Source organism: Bifidobacterium sp. UTCIF-38 (assembly GCF_006454495.1).
In the GTDB taxonomy this organism is placed as follows: domain Bacteria; phylum Actinomycetota; class Actinomycetes; order Actinomycetales; family Bifidobacteriaceae; genus Bifidobacterium; species Bifidobacterium callitrichos.
This window is the reverse complement of the sequence record NZ_JFAL01000007.1, coordinates 49,807-74,124: the sequence shown is the minus strand read 5'-3', so window position 1 is coordinate 74,124 and position 24,318 is coordinate 49,807. Positions and strand designations below refer to the sequence as shown.

Below are 24,318 nucleotides of genomic sequence, written 5' to 3'. Positions count from 1 at the left end.
TCCTTTCCCTTGACATGCGTGGACGAATGATTCCCACCCTATGGACTTCAAGCGCTGGAGGTCAACGGTAGTCCAGCGTGTCGTTGTCCGCACTGTTGCGGATACAATGCCCACGGCCCGCGCCACTCGCGACGGGCGTGCGGAAGAGAACGAACGGACATGGGAAGGAGCCAAGTGGTCATGGACAGCGAACTGTTCGAGAGGGCGCCGATTCCGAAGGCGTATTTCAGTCTGGCGATGCCGGTGGTGCTGAGCATGCTGGTCACGCTCGTGTATAACATGGTTGACACTTACTTCATCGCGCACACCGGTGACACGAACATGGTTGCGGGCGTCTCGCTGACCGCCCCGGTGTTCACGGTGATGATCGCGTTGGGCGACATCTTCGGCCTCGGCGGCAGTTCGGTCATCTCCCGTCTGTTCGGCCAGCATCGCTTCGCCGACGGCAAGCGGCTGAGCGTGTTCTGCTTCTACGCGGCGATCATGACCGGCATCCTCATCGTGGTGCTGGGCCTCGTCTTCCGCGATCAGATGCTGACCGTCCTCGGCGCGACCAGCGACACGTGGGTGCCGGCAAGCGAGTTCTACACGCTGATCATCATCGGCTCGCCGTTCATCATCGTGTCGATGACGCCGACGAACATGCTGCGCACCGAAGGCCATGCGGTGCAGTCGATGATCGGCTCGATCGCCGGCACCGCGATCAACGTGGTGCTCAATCCCCTGTTCATCCACGTCTTCGGCTGGGGTGCGGCCGGCTCCGCGGGGGCCACGGTGATCGCGAACATCCTCACCGACGCGTACTTCGTGTGGTTCCTGTTGAAGCGCAGCCCGAACCTGTCGATCGATCCGCGGCTTATGTTCCGCAAGGGAGATGCGCCGCGCACGACGACGGAGGCCATGACAGCGGATGCCATGACAGCGGATGCATCAACGGCGCATACGAGGCCGACGCGCGGCCGCCTCGACATCACCGGCGCCGAGATCCGCGACATCCTCGTCATCGGCATTCCCTCGGCCATCACGAACCTCACGCAGAGCGTCGGCATCGTGATGATGAACCTGTTCCTGCTGCCCTATGGCACCGACGCGGTGGCGGCGATGGGCATCGCGCTCAAGGTCGTGATGATCGCGGTGCTCGTGTTCGTCGGCTTCGCATTCGGCGCACAGCCGCTCATCGGTTACAACTACGGAGCACGGAACATGGTCAGGCTCGCCGGCATCATGCGGTTCGCATACGCGTTCCTATGCTCGTTCGCGCTGGTGATGACGGTGGTCTTAAGCCTCTTCGACCGTCAGCTCATGCGATTCTTCATCGCCGACGAGACGATCATCACGCTTGGTGCGGGCATCCTGCGCGTGCAGCTGCTGAGCCTCGTGTGCGTGGCGATCGTCATGGTCACGACGTGCACGTTCCAGTCGACCGGCAAGGCATTGGGTGCGTTCCTGCTGTCGATCGGACGTCAGGGCGTGATCCTTGCCGTGACGCTGTTCATCGGCTCTCGTGTGGCGGGCTATAACGGCGTGATCGCCGCGCAGGCGTTGGCCGATCTCGTGACGGCGATCCTGGCGGTGGTGCTGTTCGTAGTGATGCTGCCGGAGCTGCGCGGGTCGCGTGGGATCAGCTCTGCCAGTAGTAGCTGAAGAAGTCGGCGATCTTGGCGGTTGCATCCTTCAGTACCTCGATGCGCGGCAGGTAGACGATGCGGAAGTGGTCCGGCTCGCCCCAGTTGAAGCCGCCGCCGCGCGTGATGAGGATGCGCTGGTCATGCAGCAGGTCGAGCGCGAACTGCTCGTCGTCGTGGATGTGGAACCGCTTCACGTCGATTTTCGGGAAGATGTAGAACGCGGCCTTCGGCTTGACGGCGGTCAGGCCGGGAATCGCGTTGATCGCGTTGTAGATGTACTCGCGCTGCTCGTAGAGACGGCCGCCGGGCACGATGTAGTCGTTGACGCTCTGGTGGCCGCCGAGCGCGGTCTGCACGATCGACTGTGCGGGCACGTTCGAGCAGATGCGCATGTTCGCGAGCATGTTGATACCCTCGATGTAGTCGCGGGCGATGCGCTTGTTGCCGGAGAGCACCATCCAGCCGACGCGGTAGCCGGCGATCATGTGCGACTTGGACAGGCCGGAGAACGTGACGCAGAACAGGTCGGGCGCGAGCGAGGCGATGGACGTGTGCTTCAAGCCATCCATGACCAGACGGTCGTAGATCTCGTCGGAGAAGATCATGAGATGGTGCTCGCGCGCGAGTTCGACGATCTGCTCGAGCACCTCCTTCGGGTAGAGCGCGCCGGTCGGGTTGTTCGGATTGATGAGCACGATGGCGACGGTGCGGTCGGTGATCTTCGCGCGCATGTCATCGATGTCGGGATACCATTCGGAGGATTCGTCGCACACGTAGTGGACGGCGGTGCCGCCGGCGAGGTTCACGCAGGCGGTCCACAGCGGGTAGTCGGGGCTCGGGATGAGCACCTCGTCGCCGTCGTCGAGCAGCGCGGACATGCACAGGTTGATGAGCTCGCTCACGCCGTTGCCGGTGTAGATGTCGTCGATGGTGACGTTCGGCAGATTCTTGAGCTGCGCGTACTGCATGATGGCCTTGCGCGCGGAGAACAGGCCCTTGGACGGCGAGTAGCCTTCGGTCTCGGTCAGCTGGTGGGCCATGTCGTAGACGACCTCGTCCGGGGTGCGGAAGCCGAACGGCGCGGGGTTGCCGATGTTGAGCTTGAGGATGTGGGTGCCGTCGGCCTCCATGCGGGCCGCCTCGTCGACGACCGGGCCGCGCACGTCGTAGAGCACGTGGTCGAGCTTGTGCGACTTGCCGAACGTGCGGCGGCGCGGAGTCGAGGAGCTCGGCGAGGACGGCGATGCGGCCGAAGACGCGGAGGATCCGGTCGATCCCGTCTCAGTGGATATGGATGCTGTGGAGACATCATCGATCGGACGCACGGCATGGGTCGGTTCGGGGAACGGTTCGACGATCGGATCGGTGTCGGCGGTGGATTCGGGATCGATGGCGTCCCCGTCATCCACCGAGGACGACGTCGCGATTCCCGGGCCGAGATCCGCGCCGGCATTGGCCGAACCGCCCAGATCCCCCTTGAGCCAGTTCGCATCCACCTTGAGCTCGCCGGCAAGGAAGTCAAGCACGTCCTCGCGGGGCATGGTCTTGCCGGCCACGTACTGGCTGATGTGGCTCTTGCCCATCTTGACGCCGCTGCGTTCGGCGGCGTGGACGAGATCGATCTGCTTCATTCCCCTGTCGATCATCGCGTTGCGCAGACGGTCGGCGAACACCGTAGTGGTCATGGCTTCCTCCAAACCATAAAGTTCAATTTATATTGAACATTGGTTCAAAAGCTAGCCCCGGTTCAAGACAAGTTCAATTTGATTCCCGCGTCATCTCACATCGTGAATTGAACTTTCGGGAATCGTATGGAATCACCGCGATGACGGACCATTCGCCGGGGATCGACCCGTCATCTTCACCGCCTCTGCGGTCATCCGCATCGCCGTCACTGTCCGCTACAACGTCGATGGTCCCACCCCATGGGGCGAGCTCCCGTCGCAGCCGTTCCAGCCCGGTGCCGGCACCACGGGTGTCCTCCGCGTTCGCCACGTCGCAGGCCGTGACGATGACGCGATGCTCGTCGAATACGATGTTCACGTCGTATCCGCCATCGGGTCTCGCATGACGGGCCATATTCGCGTAGAGTTCGCGGATCAACGCCATGAGAACGTCGGCGGCATCGGAGTGCAGGGCGCATGCAAAGCGGCATTCTACCGAGGAGGTGCCCTCGAAGCCCAGCATCCGCAGTCGATCGTCAAGTTCGGCGAGCAGAGCCACGATCTCGTGTTCCACGATGCGCCCGCCCATGTCGTCCAGAACGGCGTCTCGGGCATCGTCCCGGGCAACGGAATGCGCTGCCGCCGGAATCGTCTCCGACCCGTCATCGGCGTTTCCCTCCATCATCGCGATCACCTCGTGAACCCGATCCAACGCCTCGCGCGCCATCCGTTGCGACAGTTCAAGCCGCTCGTCCGTGATCCCACGGGGATCGGAGCGCATGCGTTCAAGATCCGTGATGAGAAACGCCAGTTTGTTGGTCACGTCATCATGCAGACGGGCCGCCATTCTATGCCGTTCATCACGCGCCGTCATCTCGCGGGCGATACGACGCTCCTCCGTGATCGCACGAACGCGCTGTCCACGCCAGCGTATCGCGGCCCCGATCAACAGCAGCACCATCGTCGTCGCCACCACGACGGACACAATCGATGCCGAAAATGGCCGAATCCCGTGGAGCCAGCCCCATCCCGCGGCGATCAACACCACAATTGCTGCCGAAGACATGTGCAGACCGCCCTCATATCCCAGCATAAGCAGAGCCAACGCAGCCGCAAGAGGCATCACCGACGGCATCCACGGCACCGAGACGGTATGCACGCCAATCAGGGTCAGACCGTTGTTGATGGTATCCACGAACCCCGATGACAGCATGCCGGCGATCGACAACACCAGCGTCGCCCACGCCCCGACGGTCGGCAGCACGGCCATCAGCAGTACGCACGCCACGTACACACCTGCGGTGAACGGCGCGGACGCCGGGTACACGGCATCATCCCACATCAGTTCACATATACACGAGATCATGACGACGACACCGACCGCCACGACCGAGTATCGTCGCCAATGTCCTTCGAACCATTCCCAGCTCATATCTCGCTCACCACACGACTACCTACCACAGGTGTCGGGTCAGGCACAGCGCAATCGCATGCGCACGCGACCGCGCACCAAGCTTGGCGATGCCACGCTTCTCGAACGTGCGCACCGTCGACTCCTTGACCCGCATCAACGCCGCGATGTCGGCCGTGGAGGCTCCCGACGCGTAGAGACGCAGAGTACGCAGTTCGCTCGCCGACAGTTTTGCGGAGAAGAACAATCCATCCTCACGAGATGCGTGAATCGAACCGTCGTGCTCGTTCATCGCACGTTCCGCATCTCCGACATCGGGGAACGCCACGGTATTCAAAGAGGATCGGAAACCGACTCCCCGACCTTCGGCAGCCGAACATATCGCCTCGTCAAGCCCGCGGAAATCTGTCTTCGACACCAGCGCCTGCGCTCCTGCAGCGGCCAGATCACGCCTATACGGCCCCAACGCGTACGACGTGACGCCGACGATACCGATGCCTGCATTGAGACGTCGGATCTTGGCGCACAGTTCCACGCCGCTCATCTCCTCCATCGCCATATCGACGACCAGCACCTGCGGGCGCGTCGCGACAGACAGGCACCGGCGTGCGGCAATCGATCCGAGAGAGCACGTCCAGATAACCCTGAACCGCGCGTCGGAGGAAGCGATCACCATCCGCAACGCGCCTAAGGCAAGCTCGTCATTGTCGACGACGCCGATGCGGATGACGTCGAATACACTCATCATCGCCGCTCCCATACGGTCCTTCCCAGCAACGGCCGCGCACCGGCGTGGGATGACCACCATGACCAGCATACCGCCGCAACCAGCATGATCAGCAGCACAGTACGCAGCTTCGTCATCTGATTGATGTCCCCGGGCAACACGCTGAACCCGAAGAGGCGCATCTGCCAACTCTCGCCACCTATCAGCAGTACGACCACGACCACCCCCACCAATGCGCCGCTCCCACCAATGCATGCGACCATCAGCATCGTCATGGCAGTCGCCGTACCAACCAGCAACGAACCGAACACCGACGTGTATGCGACATCCACCGTAGGCGAGTACACGAACCTCAGCCACGGGACAGCGATCGCGTAGATCAGCACCGCGACAGACGCCATGGTGGAATCCAGCGCGATCGATTTTCTGCCAAGCGCATCCACATGGGTCATGCAGGGGACGAACGCCCATGTCATGACGTGCGTACATACCAGAAGCATCATGTCTGCGAGCGAGATCATGAGATGGTTTCCAGCCCCTTTGGAGGGTCCCAATACCAGTACAATATTCATCCACGGACAGACCGTCGTCAGTCCCAATGCCGCCGTCGCATAGACGGCCATCGCATGTCTGCCTTCCATCCACATGCTCATGAGAAATCCTTCTCATTCAATGCGCATGACAGCACATCGGAACGATGGGCGTCATACCATGCCGCAAGATCAAAGGTATCGGCATCGGCATCGAACGGATCCGTTCTGTCGGAGCCGGTATTTCGTGATCGTCGCGATTCCTGCGTTTGAGACTGCATATAACGTTGCTTCCCCAAGCGAAGATAGTCGTCGATATGCTCTCCCAAGGCGAAGGCCGACAGTCTGGAGAACATGCTGCCGTCCTCATCGCAGGCGGGGCCACCGGAAACGTAATCAATAAGGCTGCCGCGCAGATCCCTCTCGAACGCATGTTTGGTTTCGACGATCGCATTGGTGGGTTGGATCACCTCGCCGGCATCCAGTATCCGCGGTTCGATTCCCGGCATCGACTTCAGATCCCGTCCTGCCAAACCCATACCGATGATGGTGATCGGACCGGGAGGACCGAACGCATCATACACATCATGAGCCGTCTCGAGGTGGATCGGCAGCGTATCCCTGTAGCTTTCCGCGACGCACACGGTGATGCGACCTTCCGCCGCACATACAGCGGATAGCCGATGGTCGATCGCGATGATATTCGGCTGGAACGCCACGATGATGACGGACAACGCTGCCGGGAAAACAATCCATGAATACGCTCGAAGATACATTCCCTCACGGTGCCCGTCCGACGCACGTACGACGACTACGACGATCAGACAGCAGAACACGACCAGGAACAGCGTAAGGCGCGATATCGCAACCCACGGATTGGCCCGTTCCCCTACAAATGGAAAGTCTAACTGCCAGATCGGGGCGACCGACAGAGCCGAGAAGCCCGGAATCGTATTGCTCAGAACAATCGGCGTCATGATGGCGATCTCACTGGCCGCGAGCGCGAACAACGCACTGAGCGGGTGAACGACCATCATCGCGACCATGGCACCGAACGCGGGCCATGCCGCCACATTGACCAGAGTCCCCGAAACGGCCAGCAGGTCGGGAGTTCCGTAGGACGCGTGCATTGCGGTGATGACGGTCAACGGCGCCATGCCGAGACAATAGGCGAACGCGTTGGCCAGACATGGCCATCCGATCAGCTGAATGACGGCTTCCGCTTTCGGTCGGGATGCGCAGGGTGGGGCGATCACCGACCGTACGTCGAATGATTTCGCGATCACAGCCCCCGTGAAGGATCCTGCGGCCGCGGCTCCGATCTGTCCGTCGCGGAAATGCGCCTGCCATCCGACCCATGTCGGCGGCGGCCATGCGGTGAGGAACTCCGACATGACGGCAGCCGAACACGTCGTCACGAGCATCATCATGACCAGTGGCCCTGTGGACAATGGGAACCAGGGCACACGATTACGATGGTTCGCGATGTTGTTCATCGTTGCGACTCCCGCTTCTGTGCCGCTGAGCGCATGAGCGCGATGTAGGAGAACTCCAGTTCAGACTCGCGCAACCCTTCTTCCCTATCGATCCGATCTATCGTCGCACCGGTATTCCCTATTGCCGCGAACGACGCCAGATCACCATCAAAGACCAGTCCGCCCTCGTTGAGGACCAGCACATGGGATGCGGATCCATGCAGCTCCTCGACCATGTGTGTACTCATGATCACCATCGAGCGCCGGGCATACCGACGTATCATCTCCCGGACTTGCACGCGCTGCATGGGATCTATGCCCACCGTCGGCTCGTCCAGAATCAGCAGGGATGGTCTGTGGGCGATCGCGCAGGCGAGGCCAAGCCGTTGTCGCATGCCGCCGGACAGTTCCCTCGCCCGGGTATCCGCCTGCGAGGTGAGCCCCATGTCACGCATGGCCGTTTCGGCGGCCTGCGCACAGGATCGTCCGGGCACTCCGTGCGCCCATGCAGCATACTCCACATTGCGGCGCACGGAGGACCATTCAATGGCTTCGAAATTCTGCGGCAGGTAGCCGATCGACGATCGAACGGTCTCCATCGCACGCGCCTTGGGATTGACGATCCGGCCGTATGACACGGTTCCCGAACCGGGCGTCAGTAACGTCGACAGGATGCCGATCAGCGTCGATTTTCCTGCTCCGTTCGGACCAAGCAGCACCGTCATCCCGGTGCCGAGCCGGAACGACACATGATCCAAGGCGGTGTGACGGCGCCCGTAACGGTAGCTCACATCCTCGAACCTCACCGAATCGAATCGTCGCATAGGCTTGCACCTTCACATCATTGGAATACGATTTTCATCTACAGATGGATCAATCACAAGTGGTTTTTGCTGAGATCCTGCTCCCGCCCGTGGAACTGGAGACAAATGAAAAATAGGTGTGTCCTTCCGTGGCCCACGAAGACAAATTCTTCGAATACTCATTGACGCGTCCGGGATCCGTTCGTGCGAGAATCTGATCATCGGCGCCAGGCATATCACGTCGCAAAGATCCATGGAACCAGATAACTTCATTCACGCATCCAGTACGACCAACCGTGGCAGTGAGCCTTTTCGCATTGCCATAATCAATTTTCGGTTTTGTGGCAATGAACCTGCACGTATTGCTTGCACCTTCAAGTTCCACAGTCGAAGCCATGGCAGCAGGAATTATCGCAGCGGAAGAAATGGCACCAGCAGCGATAATTCCGATAACCGTCTTACGCATTGTATTCATGATCAACTCCTTCGTAGTGTTGAACAATGCTCTTGTATTGCACCACAAGACAGGAGTTCCGGACAAGGTCTTGTCCCCGACATGAGGACAGATTTGTGGCGCTATTGCTGTCTTCGTGGGTGGTTGTTTGCCATTGAGCCATTACCATGAACCTCAGGGAAAGGGCCTTTTTGCTAAAACGGCGGCATTCCAATACTTGATTTCGATCAGCCTGATTGTTCCGCCGTTTTACGCGCTCTCCCATGGTCCGTCTCGACAACCCGCGGGGAACTCAGCGCGACCAAAGCCGATTCCGACCCTGAATCCCGCAAATCCGGGGGACTCAACACGATTCCTCGCGATTGTCACGCCGAGTCCCCCGGTAACACCCGACCACACCAACACCGGACCGGAAACGGACCCTCAATACCGCCGTAAAACGACGGAATTCCAATGGTTCTATGCCATGTCCTACAGGTGGCCGCGGGGCAGATGTTCAAGCCGCGGGACTCAGCGACAAAACCGCCCATACCCGCGTTGAGTCCCGCGAACCCGAAGTGTCTAGTTCGAGCGGATGGTTGACGTATGTCTCGGGGGATGGTTGACGGGGTGTCCTGGGGCATGGTTGACGCATGTCCTGGGGCATGGTTGACGGGTTGGTGCCGGTTGATTGGTGTATGGATGCACAATCACAACAGCAGACACCAGTACATTCCAGTGATGATGGTCCCGCGGCGCGTAGCGAGTTCCTGCGCAACAAGGCCATCGTCAACGCGATCCTCGCCGGCATGCCGGTGACGGAGGCCGCCCGCCGTCACGGCGTCACCAGGCAGTGGGCGAGCGAGCTGAGACGCAGGCACGAGCGGGAGGGCGAGAAAGGTCTCCTGCCGCGTTCCCGTCGCGCGCGCCGGATCGCGAACAGGACCGGGAAGGAGACCAGGGAGCGGATCGTGGCGCTCCGGCGCGAACTGACGGCCGGGGGATTGGACGCGGGGCCGGAGTCCATCGCCGCCAGACTCGAGCGGGAGGGCGTCAGGCCCCCGGCGAACTCCACGATCCACCGGATCCTCAGGGAGGCGGGCCTGGTGCGTCCCGAGCCGAGGAAACGGCCCAGATCCTCGTACGCGAGGTTCGAGGCCGACCTGCCCAACGAGACGTGGCAGTCGGACTTCACCCACTGGCCGATCGCCGGCGGCCTGGACGCGCTCGTCGTCTCCTGGCTCGACGACCACTCGAGGTTCCTCCTGTACTCGCGCGCGTACGCGACGGTCACCATGAAGACCATCGAGGAGTCGTTCCGCCAGACGTGCTCCCGGTACGGGATCCCCGCGTCCACGCTCACCGACAACGGCACCGTGTACACGACCCGCCTGCACTCGGCCGAGCCCGGCCCGTTCGAGCGCACGCTCGCGCTGATGGGCGTGCGCCAGAAGAACGGCAGCCCCTACCATCCCCAGACCCAGGGCAAGATCGAACGCTGGCACCGCACCCTCAAGCAATGGCTCGCGGCCAGGCCCCTGGCCCGGGACCTCGACGAACTCAACCGCCAGCTGGTGGACGAGTTCCGCCGCGAGTACAACGAGGAACGCCCCCACCGCGCCCTCGACCGGCATACGCCCAGAGAGGCGTACGAGGCCAAGGGCAAGGCCGGCCCCGACCCCGAGATCGCCGCCCGCGAACAGGCCAGACGCGACGAGGAGGAGGAACGGCTCCGGGCGAAGCGCGAACCTCCGACGGCCGTCGATGTGACCGTCCCGCCCGTTCGCCGCAGGGCCGACGGGCGCGGCTGCGTCTCGCTGAGCGCCGCCGGCCGCCGCCGCACCGTCAACATCGGCACGGGGAACGCGGGCAGGATCGTGGAACTGGAGGTGGTCCACGGCGTGATCACCGCCATCGACCCGGACACCGGCGAGATCCTCGTCGACCAGACGCTCGACACCACCCGGGAATACCAGCGCCGCCGACCTCTGCCGAACGTCAACCATGCCCCAGAACATGCGTAAACCATGCCCCGAGACATACGTCAACCATGCCCCGAGACATACGTCAACCATGCCCCGAGACATACGTCAACCATGCCCCGAGACAATACACCCGCGAACCCGAAGGACTCAACGCGATTCCCCACATTTTTCGCGCTGAATCCCCCGAGACAAGCAGAGCTGGCCAAGAAGATCAGACGACGCCGCCCCCGACATCCTCGAGACGATCAAGCCGGGCCACTCGAACGCGAAGCTCGAGGCGTCCGACAACCGGATCAAAGTCACCATCCGCATGGCCTACAGCCTTCCGCCACGTCGACAACCCCAACAGCCGACCAACCCACGAAAACAACAGAAAACGAAAACTCAGATTTGTTTGGCGGGACTCAGTGCGGCCATGGCCGATTCCACTCTTGAGTCCCGCAAATCCATGAATTCGTGGGACTCAATGTGATTTCGGCGATTTTTCGCGCTGAGTCCCTACAGGCCGGCTACAGGCACCCTATGTATCAATGCACACTAGCCGAGCAGGTGGGCGTCGATCCATTGGGCTACGCCGTCCTCGTCGTTGGGCGGACAGATCTGGTCGGCGATCTTCAGAACCTCGGGGTTGGCGTTGGCGACGGCGACGCCGATGCCGGAGGCGGTCATCATGTCGATGTCGATGAGGTCGTCGCCGAAGCTCACGCTCGACTCGAGCGGCACGTCCATGCGCTCGCACAGGGTCCCGAGCGCATGGCGCTTGTTGGCGAGCGGGTTCATGAGCATCCACATCGAGCCTTCGGAGATCGCCACATCGAAATCCGGCGGCACGAGGGTCTTCAGGCGCGTCCACTGTTCGGGCTCGGGGAAGATGATGAGCTTGTCGGCCACGCCGTCGGGCACATCGGTGAAGTCGGTGGGACGCCACGTCTGCGTCTTCCAGTAGACGCTCACGTCGAAGTTCGTGTAGCGCACGTCGTCCATGACGATGCCGAGCTTCAGTCCCGGCATCTCGTCCAGCAGGAAGCGGCACACCTCGCAGGCGCGCGACGAGGGGAAGCCGATCTTCATGAGATGCCCGTCGGCCGGCATCATGCCAGAGGTGAGCATGTCGTAGTCGGATTTCGCGGGATCGAAGTCGATCAGCGCGCCGTTGAGGTAGATGCAGGCGTCCACCGGAAGCTTTTCGGCGTACTCGTAGCCGGTGCTCACGGGGCGTGCCGTGGCGATGGCGAAGCGGTATCCGGCGTCGTGCAGGCGCTCCACCGCCTCGACGGAACGGCTGGTGATGTATCGTTCCTCGAACGTGGGAGCGCCGTGCAGAAGCGTGCCGTCGAGGTCGGCAACGATAAGCTTCGGCCGGAAGCTCGCGGTGACGGTCATATCGATGGTCGCGGCGGTGGTCGTATCGCTCACAGCAGTCCCTCGCAGTAGGAGCGCACGATCTCGGCGGAGCGGTGGAGCTTGGCGTGCTCCTCGTCGGTCAGGTCGAGTTCGACGATCTCGTTGGCGCCGTTGGCGCGCAGCTCGGTGGGCACGCCGAGGAAGACGTCATGTTCGCCGTATTCGCCGTCGAGCAGCGTGGAGACTGGTACGATGCGGCGTTCGTCCCACAGGATCGTCTGCACGATGCCGGCAACGGTGGAGGCGATGCCGAAGTTGGTGCCGTGCTTGACGGCGACGATCTCGTTGCCGCGCATGCGGGTCTTTCGTTCGATCTCCTCGGTGGAGACGGAGGAGAAGCGGCTCTGGTTGTCGGCGAGGAACCGGGCGAACGGCTTGCCGCCGAGGGCGACGGTGGACCATGCGGTGAACTGTGAGTCGCCGTGCTCGCCCATGACGAAGCCGCCGACGTTGCGCGGGTCGAGGCCGGTCTCCTCGCCGATGATGGTCTTGAGACGGGAGGTGTCGAGCGCGGTGCCGGTACCGAGCACCTGCGTGCGGGGCAGTCCGGAGCGCCTCCACGCATACCATGCCATGACGTCGACCGGGTTGGAGACCATGACGATCACGCCGTCGAAACCGGATGCCATGACATGGTCGACGACGTCGCCGACGAGGCCCACGGTGAAGCCGAGTTCGGCCAGACGCGTGGAGTTTGCCGGAGGCTTGCGGCCGACGGTGATGACGACGATGTCGGCGTCGCGGCAGTCGGAGTAGTCGCCGGCGTGGACCCGGATGTGGCGGTCCCAGAACTCGCTGCCGTCGTCGAGGTCGTGGCTCTCCCCCGACGCCTTGTCCGGATTGTGGTCGATGAGCACGAGCTCGTTGCACAGGCCGTGCGTGACGATGGCGAACGCGGCGGTGGAGCCGACCTGTCCCGTGCCGACGATGACGACCTTGTTGCGGTTCATGGTGACCATGGATTGTTCCTTTTTCCTGTTGCGGATGCGACCGTTTCAAGCACATACGAGCGTATACGAATGCGACCCATGGCCGTTGGGTCATGGGTCGATTGCGAATATGCCCCTGTACGCCGTGTGTATGTCCCTATGCGATACTCGGGGAGTTCAGGCCAGGGCCTGACGAACTCAGATGAGGTTGAACTTGGTCATCAGACCCAAGGCGATGATGATCGCCACCCAGATGAGGGCGATGATGACGGTCCAGCGGTTCAGGTTCTTCTCGGCGACGCCGGAGGTGCCCGCGTTCTGGGTCAGGCCACCGCCGAACATGTCGGACAGGCCGCCGCCCTTGCCCTTGTGCATGAGGATGAGCAGGGTGAGCAGGCAGCTCAGGATGACGACGACGATTTCGAGGGCGATTTTGACAGCGGTCAAGGTGTGTATACCTCCGGGTTCTACTAATGCTGCGCCTAAGCATAGCGCAACGTGTTGAAAAACATGTGGACGATCAGACGATCAGCGCACGGTCCGCTCGGTAAGACGGCAGATGCGCGCCAGCTCGTCCGCGTCGAGCGCTGCGCCGCCGATGAGGAAGCCGTCCACGTCCGGCTCGCCGATGAGCTCGACCGCGTTCTTCGAGCTGACGGAGCCGCCGTAGAGGATGCGCACGGTGTCGGCCACGTCGGCGCCGAACGTCGACCTCATGTCGGCACGGATGGCCTGGGCGGCGTCCTGCGCCGATTCGGGGGTGGCGACCATGCCGGTGCCGATCGCCCAGACCGGCTCATAGGCGATGATGAGCTTGGCCGCCTCGTCCTCGTTGAGGTCTCGGGTCACATCGTGGACCTGTCCGACGGCGAAGTCGAGCTCGATGCCCTGACGACGCTCCTCGAAGCTTTCGCCGACACACAGGATGGGCTGCATGCCGGCGGCGAGCACGGCACGCACCTGATCGACGATGTTGGCATCGTCCTCGGGATGGTATTTGCGGCGTTCGGAGTGGCCGATGATGACGTACGAGCAACCGAGGTGGGCGATCATGTCCGCGGAGATGTCGCCGGTGAACGCGCCCTGGTTGGTGACGGACACGGATTGCGCGCCGTAGCGGATCCTGAGCTTGTCGGCCTCGACGAGCACCTGGACGCTGCGCAGCGACGTGAAGGAGGGGAACAGCGCCACTTCGACGGATCGGAAGTCGAAATGGGCGTCTCGCAGCAGCCATGCGAGCTTCTGCACGAAATAGGTGGCCTCGAGATGATCGAAGTTCATCTTCCAGTTGCCGGCCACCAGCGGGATGCGTTTGGACGCCATGGGATTCCTTCCGTTGCGTGGGGTTGCGATGATGCAGCGCACTGCACTTGCAGGCGGAGTGGTTGGAGAGCGGTGAGAGTGTGACGGACGGCGAGGGGCGCCGTCAAGCGAAAGGGGCGGCCTGACGCCGCCCCTTCCTCACGAAACCGTGATGACTACTCGAGCACCTTCAGGCCCGGGAGCTCCTTGCCCTCGAGGAACTCGAGGGAGGCGCCGCCACCGGTGGAGATGTGCGAGAAGCCGTCCTCCGGGAAGCCGAGGTTGCGCACCGCGGAGGCGGAGTCGCCGCCGCCGACGATGGTGAAGGCACCAGCGGCGGTCGCGTCGACCAGACCCTGGGCCACGGCCTTGGTGCCGTCAGCGAACGCGGCGATCTCGAACACGCCCATCGGGCCGTTCCACACGACGGTCTTGGAGTCGACGATCTTGTCGTGGAACAGCTTCTGGGAGTCGGGGCCGATGTCGAGGCCCATCTTGTCGGCCGGGATGGCGTCGGCGGGGACGACCTCCGGGTCGACCGGGGTGTCACCGGCCGGGAAGCCGGGGTTCACGACGATGTCGGTCGGCAGCACGAGCTCGACGCCGTTCTTCTCGGCGGTCTCGATGTAGCCCTTGACCTTGTCGAGCTGGTCCTCCTCGAGCAGGGAGGTGCCGACCTCGTAGCCCTTGGCCTTGAGGAAGGTGAAGACCATGCCGCCGCCGATGACGAGACGGTTGGCCTTGTCGAGCAGGTTCTCGATGACGCCGAGCTTGTCGGAGACCTTGGAGCCGCCGAGCACGACGGTGAACGGACGCTCCGGGTTCTCGGTGGCCTTGGACAGGGCCTTGACTTCCTTCTCGACCAGCAGGCCGGCGGCGGCCGGCAGATCGGCGGCCACGTCGTAGTTGGAGCCCTGGGCGCGGTGCACGACACCGAAGCCGTCGGAGACGAAGACATCGCCGAGGGCGGCGATCTTCTTGGCGTACGGGGCGCGAACCTCCGGGTCCTTGCTGGTCTCCTCCGGGTTGAAGCGCACGTTCTCGAGCAGGACGACATCGCCGTCGTTCATCGCGGCGACCTTGGCCTGGGCGTCCTCACCGTAGGTGTCGGCGGCCAGCGGGACCTCGACGCCGAGCAGCTCGCCCAGACGCTTGGCAACCGGGGCCAGGGACAGCTCCGGGACGACCTTGCCCTTCGGACGACCGAGGTGGGCCATCAGGATGACCTTGGCGCCTTCCTCGCGCAGGGTCTTGATCGTCGGCAGGGCGGCCTTGATACGACCGTCGTCGGTGATCGTGGTGCCGTCCAGCGGGACGTTGAAATCGGCGCGCACCAGAACGCGCTTGCCCTTGAGATCTCCAAGATCCTTGAGTGTCTTCATGTGTATCCTTTCTGAACCGCTCGCGCGGGAAAGTGGCGAGTTCTTGCCACTTCGCATAATACAACAGGCCTGCCGCGGACGGCAGGCCTGACACATGTTTTTTGACAAACGTTTCCGCTGTTCCCCGCGCGCTCGCGATCAGGAACGCGACTTGGCGGTCTTCTCCGCAAGCTGGAGCAGCCTGCGGATGCGACCGGCGATGGCGTCCTTCGAGATCGGCGGCTCGGCGAGGCGTCCGAGCTCCTCGAGACTCGCGTCGCCGTGCTCCAGACGCAGCTTACCGGCGGCCAGAAGATTGTCGGGCACCTCGACACCGGCCTCCTCGAACAGTTCAAACGCCTTGCGCACCTTCTCGCACGCCTCGGCCGCGGCCTTGGCGGATCGGCGCATGTTGGCATCGTCGAAGTTGGCCAGTCGGTTGGCCTTGGAACGGGTCTCCCCGTCGGTGCGCTTGCCGGTCCACTCGCGTGCGGAGCGCAGCGCGCCCAGCGAGTTGAGCATGCGCTCGATCGAATCGGGGTCGGTGAGCGTGACGCGATATGACTTGCTCAGCTGACGCGGCTTGGCGGTGATGCCGAGCCTGCGAGCGAGTCCGGCCAGCGCCATGGCGGCCTCGTTGCCCGGGCAGATGATCTCCATGTACGGGTTCTTGCCCAGATCGGACAGGATGCCCTTCGCCATGAACGCGCCTCGCCATGCGGCACGGACCTGGGCGATCTTGCCCTGCACGATCTTGACCGGAAGGCCGCGCACCGCCTTGTTGCGGTCGATCAGGCCCGTGGCCACCGCAAGGTTCACGGCGCCGCGCTCGACCTTGACGACATGGTACTGGTGCGTCCCCTTGGGCGTGGTGCGGCTCGACGTGATGAGTCGTGCCTCGAGGTTGTACAGGTCCTCGATGTTTCTTTGCAGCCATTGCGCGGCGATCAGCGAATCGAATGTGGCGAGCATGACGATCTGCTTCTGGGCATTGTTCGTGAAGCCGCCGGCGAAGCGGATCATGGCGGTCACCTGCGCCTTGCGCGCATCCGCCTTCTCATCCTCCAACGCCGCCAGCTCGCTTTTCACATCATCCAGAAGAGCCAAGAGCCAACCTCCTAAGTCTCGTCCCTCTCAATGGTCTCAGGCCCGGCCCTGAAGGATGGATACTCCTGCCGTCCGCCGAACTTCTGTGATACCGACCATCTTGGACAACATTCTTACCTTTTTCACCTTTTCGACGGTGCCGTCTCGGGATATGGTCAGCCCGCGATCATCGCCTACGTTGCAGCTCGCGCGCCGAAACGGTGACATCAAGCCCATGTGAACGCAAACGGCGGGCCAGCTCCTCGCTCATCGCCACGGACCGGTGCTGTCCTCCGGTGCAGCCGACGGCGATGGTCACGAAGTGCTTGTCCTCCTTCGCGTACCCCTCGATGGCCGTCACCAGCGCCTTCTCGTAGGCGTCGAGGAACTCCGTGGCCCCTTTGGAGCCGAGCACGTAGTCGGCGACGGGCTTGTCCCGTCCGGTGAGCTCCCTCAGGCTCGGCACCCAGAACGGGTTGGGCAGGAAGCGCACGTCGGCCACGAAGTCGGCGTCGGTGGGCGTGCCGTATTTGAACCCGAAGCTGAAGACGTGCACGGAGACCGTGGACGGCCCCTTGCCGATCATCGCCTCGTAGAGCTTGGTGGACAGCTGGTGGATGGAGAGCGCGGAGGTGTCGATCACCATGTCCGCACGCTCCTTGAGATCGGACAGCAGCACGCGCTCCTCGTTGATGCCATCGATCAGACGGTTGCCGCGCTGGAGCGGATGCGGCCTGCGCACCGACTCGTAGCGCTTGACGAGCACGTCGTCACGCGCGTCAAGGAACAGGATGCGGGTCTTGACGCCGAGATCGTCCAGATGACTCAGCACCTCGTTGAGATCGTCGAAGTAGGAGCGCGAGCGCACGTCGATGACGGCGGCGAGCTTGTGCACGCCGTCGCCGCCGCGCGCATTGGTCATCATGTCGACGAGCGGCACGAGCAGCTTGGGCGGCAGGTTGTCAACCACGTACCAGCCCATGTCCTCCAGGCAGTCGGCGGCGTGCGAGCGCCCCGCGCCGGACATGCCGGTGATGAGCAGCACCTCGAACGCGTCGGCGGGCGCGGGCTTGTTCTCCTCGCCCGGTTCGGCCTGGTTGATCATCGTCATCAGTCGCCGGTTTCTCATCACAACGCCTCCTCGAGGGCCCGTCGCATCGCCATTTCCAACTGGTCGTCGTCGGTGGTGACGTCCTGCAGACGCCTGTCGGCGTCCGAGGGCGGGTCGCCGTCCCATATTCCGGTCATGAGCAGCACCTGGATGACGGCCTGGTAGAGCAGCATCTCCTCGCCGCCGATCGCATGTCCACCGCGGTCGCGCCATGCCTGCATGAGTTTCGTGGGCCGTGGATCGTAGACCACGTCGAGCAGCAGACCGTCGAACGACGCCGACGATGTATCGAGCACGGCGGCGAGTCCGTCCGCCGCACGCCCGGGGATGGTGCTGATGACGTAGGTCGCCTCGCACGCCGCCCGAATCATGGCTTCCTCGTCGTTCAGGTCGATCTCGTCGTACGGACGACGGCCGTCGCCGTTGAAGATCCGGGAGGCGGAGTCGAGCCCGAGGCTCCTGCCGGGGTGCCGCGAGGCTACGGTGATGCGTCCGATCTCGCTCATCATCAGACATGCGGCGGCGGCCGACGTAGCCGTGTTGCCGTTGCCGATGATGAGCGCGCGGCCCGATTCGCCGTCGGCGTGATGGACGCCGAGCTCGCGGTTGGCATGGTCGAAGGCGAGCTGGATGCCGACCACGTCGGTGTTGTAGAGCTTGATGCCCGGTCTGCCGTTGGGCCAGGCGGGGTCGTCATGGTCCGCCGCAGACCAGTCGAGGATCGCGGTGTTGGCCACCTTGAGCTCGCGCGCCCACACGTTGCTGGGCACCCCGTAGGGCTGGATGGTCCTCTTGAGCGGCATCGTCAGGCTCAGACCGCGCCAGGTGGGGTCGAGACCCTTGAGGAAGGCGTCCAGATCGTCCTCGCCCACCTCGTGCCTGTCATAGGCCCAGTCCTTCAGTCCCAGCGCACGGTACGCCGCATTGTGCAGCACCGGGGACAGCGAGTGCGCGATGGGCTTGCCCAGCACCGCGCATCGGTTGTCGATCGTCATCCATGCCTCCTTGGAGTTCGCTGGACCCCATCCTACTCGGACTATGCGGAACGGATGCTACCGCCCCGCGCTTTGCGTTCCCGCGTCCCTCACTTTTCCGCTTTCCTTCGCCAGAGCGTCATAGATGGCCTGCGCCTTGGCGTGCCCGATGCCCTTGACGGCCTCCAGCTCCTCGACGCTCGCCGTGCGCATCGCGCGCACGGACCCGAAGTGCGCGAGCAGACGTTTCTGATAGGTTTCGCCGATTCCGGGGATGTCGTCGAGCGCGCTGCACAGCGCCCCTCTGCGCCGGGTCTGGCGATGGTAGGTGATGGCGAACCGATGGGATTCGTCACGCACGCGCTGCAGCAGGTACATGCCTTCGGACTGGCGTTTGAGGATGATCGGATAGTCGTCGTCCGGCACCCATACCTCCTCGAGCCGCTTGGCGAGCCCGCAGACGGCCACGTCGTCGACGCCGCAGTCACGCAGCGCTCTGGCGGCGGCCATGACCTGCGGCTGTCCGCCGTCGACCACGACGAGATTCGGCTTGTAGGCGAAGTGGTGCCGGTCCGTGTTCTGCTGGACGAGCGCGTCGCCGTCACTGCGCGCCGGATCCGATCCGACCGGAATGCCGGCCTCGGTCATGCGCCGTTCCGCGTCGATGCTCTCGCCGGAGTCGCCGGCGATGTTGCCATGACGGAACCGGCGGGTGAGTGTCTCGTAGAGGGCGGACAGATCGTCGAGCGCACCCCGGCCGTCCCTGCCGCGGATGGCGAAGCGGCGGTATTCCGACTTCTTCGCGACGGCGTCCTCGAACACGACCATCGAGGCGACCTGGAACGCCCCGCCGACGGTGTTCGAGATGTCGTAGCATTCGATGCGCAGCGGCGCCTCGTCGAGTCCCAGCGCATCGGCCACGTCGTTCATGGCCCGCGTGCGCGCGCCCATGTCGGAGATGCGGCTGAGCTTGCTGCGCTCAAGCGCCTGGGAGGCGTTCTCGTTCGCACGGTCCATGAGCTGGCGCTTGTCGCCGCGCGAGGCGACGCGGATCGACACCGCTCCCCCGCGCAGGGTCGTCAGCCAGTGCTCGAGCTCCTCGCGGCGCGACGGTTCGACCGGCACGATCACCTCGCGCGGCACGGGTGCGATCGGCGCGAGCAGGTCGGCGCGTCCGGTGACCTCCTGTCTCGCGTTGCGCTCACGGGTGGCCTTCGCACGCGCCTGCGCGTCCACCGCCGTGACGCTCTGCGTGGAGCCGACCGCTTCTCGTCGTTCCCGCACGAGTCCATCGGGCTCGCCGACCGCGTCCCCATCCGCGGCCCGTGTCTGGTCCCCGGTCAGTTCGGAGTAGACCTGCACGATGAGGTCGGCCATCAGATCGGCGTCGTCGATGTCCTCGACGCGTTCGACGCTCCAGTTGCGTTCTCCGCGGATCGACCCGGCGCGTACGTGGAACGCGTGCACGGACGCCTCGAGCTCGTCGGTGGCGAAGCCGAACACGTCGGCGTCCACGTCCTGGTCGAAGACGACGGCGTTCTGTTCGACGACGGTGGAGAGCATGGCGATCTCGTCTCGCAGCCGCGCGGCCCTCTCGAATTCGAGGTCGGCTGCCGCGGCCTTCATGTCACGCGTCAGCTGGGTGATGTACGACCTGCCGAGGCGTCCGGTCATCACGCCGATGAGCTGCTCGCACATGCGCCGATGCTCGTCCGGGGCGATGCGCCCGACGCAGGGCGCCGAGCATTTGCCGATGGAGGCGAGCAGACAGGGCCGCCCGGTCAGCTCGGCCTTGTGGTAGACGTTCGTCGTGCAGGTGCGCACCGGGAAGGTGCGCAGCAGCCTGTCGAGCCCGTGCCGCAGATCCCACACCTTCGCATAGGGGCCGAAATACCGGGTGTCGCGCCGTTTGCGACTGCGCGTCACCCACACGCGGGGAACGGGCTCCCCCGCCGAGATCGCCAGATACGGGTAGGTCTTGTCGTCGCGGAACTGCACGTTGAACCGCGGGTCGAACTCCTTGATCCACGTGTATTCGAGCGTGAGCGACTCCAGTTCGGTGCCCACCACCGTCCATTCGAGACTGCGGGCGGTGAGCACCATCGTCTGCGTGCGCGGGTGCAGGAGGTAGAGCGGCTGGAAGTAGTTGGTCAGCCTGTTGCGCAGGTTCTTCGCCTTGCCCACGTAGATGACGCGTCCCTCGCCGTCGCGCCACTTGTACACCCCCGGCTTCGCGGGGATGTCCGAGGTTCTGGGACGGAACAGGTCGCGCGAGTCCCCCAGCAGCGGAGCCCCGTTGCGGTTCACGCGCGCCGTGCCCTCACCGACGTCGTCCGCGTTCGCCCCATGCTCGCCGAGCAGGGCGTCGGCGGTCCTGCGCCACACCTCCGGCGAATGCCGTTCAATGTCGTTCGTCACAGCATGCCCTTGAGGAACTTCCCCGTCCACGACTCCTCGCACTGCGCCACCTGTTCCGGCGTGCCCTGCGTGACGATCGTGCCGCCGCCGTCGCCGCCTTCGGGCCCCAGATCGATGATCCAGTCGGCCGACTTGACGACGTCGAGGTTGTGTTCGATGACGATCACCGTGTTGCCCTTGTCGACGAGACCCTGCAGCACCTTGAGCAGTTTGTTGACGTCCTCGAAGTGCAGGCCCGTGGTCGGCTCGTCGAGGATGTACACGGTCCTGCCATCGGAGCGGCGCTGGAGTTCGGTGGCGAGCTTGACACGCTGCGATTCGCCTCCGGAGAGCGTGGGCGCGGGCTGTCCGAGACGGATGTAGCCGAGGCCGACGTCGACTAGGGTCTTCAGGTACCGGGAGATGCCGGTGTACGCCTTGAAGAAGTCGGCGGCCTCCTCGATGGGCATGTCGAGGATGTCGGAGACTGTCTTGCCGTTGTACTTCACCTCGAGGGTCTCGCGGTTGTAGCGTTTGCCGTGGCAGGTCTCGCATTCGACGTACACGTCGGGCAGGAAGTTCATCTCGATCTTGAGCGTGCCGTCACCGTGGCAGGCCTCGCATCGGCCGCCCTTGACGTTGAACGAGAAGCGCCCCGGCCCGTAGCCGCGCACCTGCGCCTCGGGGGTCTTGGCGAAGAGGGTGCGGATCTTGTCCCACACGCCGGTGTAGGTGGCGGGGTTGGATCGCGGGGTGCGCCCGATCGGGTTCTGGTCGACGTGGATGACCTTGCGCACCTGGTCGAGTCCCTCGACGCGGCGATGCTTGCCGGGCACGATGCGTGCGCCGTTGAGCCTGTCGGCGAGGACCGGGTAGAGGATCGAGTTGACGAGCGACGACTTGCCGGAGCCGGAGACGCCGGTGACGACGGTGAAGACGCCGAGCGGGAAGTCCACGTCGATGTTCTTCAGGTTGTTCTCGCGCGCGCCAACGACCCTGAGCTTCGCGGTGCGCGTGATCTTGCGGCGATGCGCGGGCACGGCGATCTCTCGGCGGCGGGCGATGTAGTCGCCGGTGATGGAGCGTTTCGCCTCGATCAGGTGCGAGGCGGGGCCGGAGTAGACGACCTCGCCGCCGTGCTCGCCCGCCCCGGGGCCGATGTCGACGAGCCAGTCGGCGCCGCGGATCGTGTCCTCGTCGTGTTCTACGACGATGAGCGTATTGCCGAGGTCGCGCAGGTGGTGCAGGGTCTCGATGAGCCGGGCGTTGTCGCGCTGATGCAGGCCGATGGACGGCTCGTCGAGCACGTACATGACGCCGACGAGGCCGGAGCCGATCTGCGTGGCGAGGCGGATGCGCTGCGCCTCGCCGCCGGAGAGCGTGGCCGCGGCGCGTGAGAGGGTGAGGTAGTCGAGGCCGACGTCGTTGAGGAAGCCGAGACGCGCCCTGATCTCCTTGAGCACCTCGCCGGCGATCTTCAGCGCGGAGCCCTCGAGGTGCAGACCGTTGATCCATGCGAGCTCGCGCACGACGGGCATGTCGCACACGTCGAAGATGGACTTGCCGTCCACGGTGACCGCGAGCACCTCGGGCTTGAGCCTTCTGCCCTTGCACACCTGGCAGGGCACCTCGCGCATGTACGACTCGTAGTACTCCTTCATCGACTGCGAGTCGGTCTCCTCATGGCGGCGCATCAGCGTGCGCACGACCCCTTCGAAGCCGGTGGAGTACTCCCGCAGGCGCCCCCAGCGGTTGCGGTAGGAGACGTCGACCTTGAAGTCGTGGCCGTAGAGGATGTCGTGACGCACGTCCTCGGGAAGGTCCTTCCACGGGGTGCGCATCGAGAATCCCATCTCTCTGGCGAGCCCCTCGAGGACGTGCCCGTAGTACTGGGAGGCCATCTTGGTGCCGCTCCACGGCTCGATGACGCCTTCGGCGAGCGACTTGTCAGGGTCGGAGATGACGAGCTCCGGGTCGATCTCCAGCTTGAATCCCAGACCCGTGCAGGCCGGGCATGCGCCGTAGGGCGCGTTGAAGGAGAAGGTGCGCGGCTCGATCTCGTCGAGTTCGAGCGTGTGCCCGTTGGGGCAGCTGCGATGCTCGGAGAACGGGCGTCGGCGCGCCGGCGACCCCTCCTCCTCGTCGACGAAGTCGATGACGATGGATCCGTTGGCGAGCCTCAACGCGGTCTCAACCGAATCGGTGAGGCGCTGACGCATGCCGTCCTTGACGACGAGACGGTCGACGACCACCTCGATGGTGTGCTTCCTCTGCTTGGCGAGCGTGATGTCGTCGGACAGCTGCCTCATCTCGCCGTCGATGAGCGCTCGGGCGTAGCCGTCGGAGCGCAGCAGCTCGAGCATGTCGACGAACTCACCCTTGCGCCCCCTGACGACGGGGGCGAGGATCTGGAAGCGCGTGCGCTCGGGGTAGGCCATCAGCGCGTCGACGATCTGCTGCGGGGTCTGCGAGGCGACGGGCTCGCCGCATTCGGGGCAGTGAGGCACGCCGGTGCGCGCGAACAGGAGCCTTAGGTAGTCATAGATCTCGGTGATGGTGCCGACGGTGGAGCGGGGGTTCCTGTTGGTGGTCTTCTGGTCGATGGAGACGGCCGGGCTCAGACCTTCGATGAAGTCGACGTCGGGCTTGTCCATCTGCCCGAGGAACTGGCGGGCGTAGGCGGAGAGCGACTCGACGTATCGGCGCTGCCCCTCGGCGAAGAGGGTGTCGAACGCGAGCGACGACTTGCCCGAGCCGGACAGGCCGGTGAACACGACCATGCGGTTGCGAGGGATCGCGAGATCCACGTTCTTCAGATTGTGCTCGCGGGCGCCCTGGATCGTGATCTTGAGATCGTTCGGAATGTGCGAGATGTCCGCGATCAACGAACCGTCACGCTCGACGAGCGGCGCCTTCGCGATCTCGCGCGAGAGGAACGACTCCTCTCCGGCGATCGCCGCGCCCATGACGCCTCCGACGGCGTGACCGCCGACCTTCCCGTCTTCCCCGACGTCCTCCCGTGCATGAGTATCAGTCCGCGTCGCCGCCACAGCGCCCCGCCTTCCTCGTCCCTGTTCCTATGTGTGCCAATACGTCAA

19 protein-coding genes are annotated in these 24,318 nt (G+C 63.9%); 2 read left to right on the top strand and 17 right to left on the bottom strand.

The features are described from left to right. Window positions 1-180: 180 nt before the first annotated feature. On the top strand, window positions 181-1,644 hold the full coding sequence (locus tag BW11_RS03650) for an MATE family efflux transporter (protein ID WP_140444711.1): 1,464 nt from the start codon (window positions 181-183) through the stop codon (window positions 1,642-1,644). Here the strand turns inward: BW11_RS03650 and BW11_RS03645 are convergent. The 7 genes from BW11_RS03645 to BW11_RS03615 all read right to left on the bottom strand — a co-directional run bounded on the left by BW11_RS03645 (window position 1,622) and on the right by BW11_RS03615 (window position 8,713). Further along, the gene (locus BW11_RS03645) at window positions 1,622-3,313 is read right to left on the bottom strand and encodes an aminotransferase class I/II-fold pyridoxal phosphate-dependent enzyme (protein WP_258184529.1); all 1,692 of its coding nucleotides are present in this window, start codon (window positions 3,311-3,313) and stop codon (window positions 1,622-1,624) included. The genes BW11_RS03650 and BW11_RS03645 overlap by 23 nt on opposite strands. Before the next feature lie 73 nt (window positions 3,314-3,386). Continuing rightward, window positions 3,387-4,562 (bottom strand): sensor histidine kinase, encoded by a 1,176-nt coding sequence (locus BW11_RS03640; RefSeq protein ID WP_140444710.1) that lies wholly within the window; start codon window positions 4,560-4,562, stop codon window positions 3,387-3,389. A gap of 184 nt (window positions 4,563-4,746) precedes the next feature. Further along, window positions 4,747-5,451, bottom strand: a complete 705-nt coding sequence (locus BW11_RS03635; RefSeq protein WP_258184528.1) for a DNA-binding response regulator — start codon at window positions 5,449-5,451, stop codon at window positions 4,747-4,749. Further along, window positions 5,448-6,083 carry a hypothetical protein gene (locus tag BW11_RS03630; protein ID WP_140444709.1) on the bottom strand — a complete coding sequence of 212 codons (636 nt, stop codon included), beginning with the start codon at window positions 6,081-6,083 and terminating at the stop codon, window positions 5,448-5,450. Before BW11_RS03630 ends, BW11_RS03635 begins: the two co-directional genes overlap by 4 nt. Then, window positions 6,080-7,456 carry a hypothetical protein gene (locus tag BW11_RS03625; RefSeq protein WP_140444708.1) on the bottom strand — a complete coding sequence of 459 codons (1,377 nt, stop codon included), beginning with the start codon at window positions 7,454-7,456 and terminating at the stop codon, window positions 6,080-6,082. Before BW11_RS03625 ends, BW11_RS03630 begins: the two co-directional genes overlap by 4 nt. Beyond that, the gene (locus BW11_RS03620) at window positions 7,453-8,259 is read right to left on the bottom strand and encodes an ABC transporter ATP-binding protein (RefSeq protein ID WP_140444707.1); all 807 of its coding nucleotides are present in this window, start codon (window positions 8,257-8,259) and stop codon (window positions 7,453-7,455) included. The genes BW11_RS03625 and BW11_RS03620 overlap by 4 nt, the downstream gene beginning before the upstream one ends. A gap of 49 nt (window positions 8,260-8,308) precedes the next feature. Further along, window positions 8,309-8,713 (bottom strand): hypothetical protein, encoded by a 405-nt coding sequence (locus tag BW11_RS03615; protein WP_140444706.1) that lies wholly within the window; start codon window positions 8,711-8,713, stop codon window positions 8,309-8,311. 656 nt (window positions 8,714-9,369) lie between these two features. Between BW11_RS03615 and BW11_RS03610 the strand changes: the two genes are divergently transcribed. Then, window positions 9,370-10,695: an IS481 family transposase gene (locus tag BW11_RS03610; RefSeq protein WP_258184527.1), complete on the top strand. Its 1,326-nt coding sequence runs from the start codon at window positions 9,370-9,372 to the stop codon at window positions 10,693-10,695. Between the two features lie 498 nt (window positions 10,696-11,193). Here the strand turns inward: BW11_RS03610 and BW11_RS03600 are convergent, their stop codons facing one another. From BW11_RS03600 to uvrA, 10 genes are all read right to left on the bottom strand, one after another. Next, window positions 11,194-12,039, bottom strand: coding sequence for an HAD family hydrolase (locus tag BW11_RS03600; protein WP_140444832.1), 846 nt, complete (start codon window positions 12,037-12,039; stop codon window positions 11,194-11,196). Between the two features lie 29 nt (window positions 12,040-12,068). Next, complete coding sequence (locus tag BW11_RS03595) at window positions 12,069-13,019, bottom strand: L-lactate dehydrogenase (protein ID WP_140444704.1); 951 nt, start codon at window positions 13,017-13,019, stop codon at window positions 12,069-12,071. A 168-nt stretch (window positions 13,020-13,187) separates the two neighbouring features. Then, window positions 13,188-13,436 (bottom strand): preprotein translocase subunit SecG, encoded by a 249-nt coding sequence (gene secG / locus BW11_RS03590; protein ID WP_107044693.1) that lies wholly within the window; start codon window positions 13,434-13,436, stop codon window positions 13,188-13,190. 81 nt (window positions 13,437-13,517) lie between these two features. Further along, a complete protein-coding gene (gene tpiA / locus BW11_RS03585) occupies window positions 13,518-14,312 on the bottom strand; it encodes a triose-phosphate isomerase (RefSeq protein WP_043163715.1) in 795 nt (264 codons plus the stop codon). Between the two features lie 155 nt (window positions 14,313-14,467). Further along, complete coding sequence (locus BW11_RS03580; protein WP_140444703.1) at window positions 14,468-15,673, bottom strand: phosphoglycerate kinase; 1,206 nt, start codon at window positions 15,671-15,673, stop codon at window positions 14,468-14,470. 138 nt (window positions 15,674-15,811) lie between these two features. Continuing rightward, entirely contained in the window at window positions 15,812-16,759 is a 948-nt protein-coding gene (whiA, locus tag BW11_RS03575; RefSeq protein WP_043163711.1) for a DNA-binding protein WhiA, read from the bottom strand. 166 nt (window positions 16,760-16,925) lie between these two features. After that, window positions 16,926-17,849, bottom strand: a complete 924-nt coding sequence (gene rapZ / locus BW11_RS03570; protein WP_043163709.1) for an RNase adapter RapZ — start codon at window positions 17,847-17,849, stop codon at window positions 16,926-16,928. Window positions 17,850-17,866: 17 nt separating this feature from the next. Next, window positions 17,867-18,844 carry a shikimate dehydrogenase gene (locus tag BW11_RS03565; protein ID WP_140444701.1) on the bottom strand — a complete coding sequence of 326 codons (978 nt, stop codon included), beginning with the start codon at window positions 18,842-18,844 and terminating at the stop codon, window positions 17,867-17,869. A 57-nt stretch (window positions 18,845-18,901) separates the two neighbouring features. After that, window positions 18,902-21,241, bottom strand: coding sequence for an excinuclease ABC subunit UvrC (gene uvrC, locus BW11_RS03560; protein ID WP_140444700.1), 2,340 nt, complete (start codon window positions 21,239-21,241; stop codon window positions 18,902-18,904). Then, window positions 21,238-24,186: an excinuclease ABC subunit UvrA gene (uvrA, locus tag BW11_RS03555; protein ID WP_140444699.1), complete on the bottom strand. Its 2,949-nt coding sequence runs from the start codon at window positions 24,184-24,186 to the stop codon at window positions 21,238-21,240. The genes uvrC and uvrA overlap by 4 nt, the downstream gene beginning before the upstream one ends. Between the last annotated feature and the right edge of the window lie 132 nt (window positions 24,187-24,318).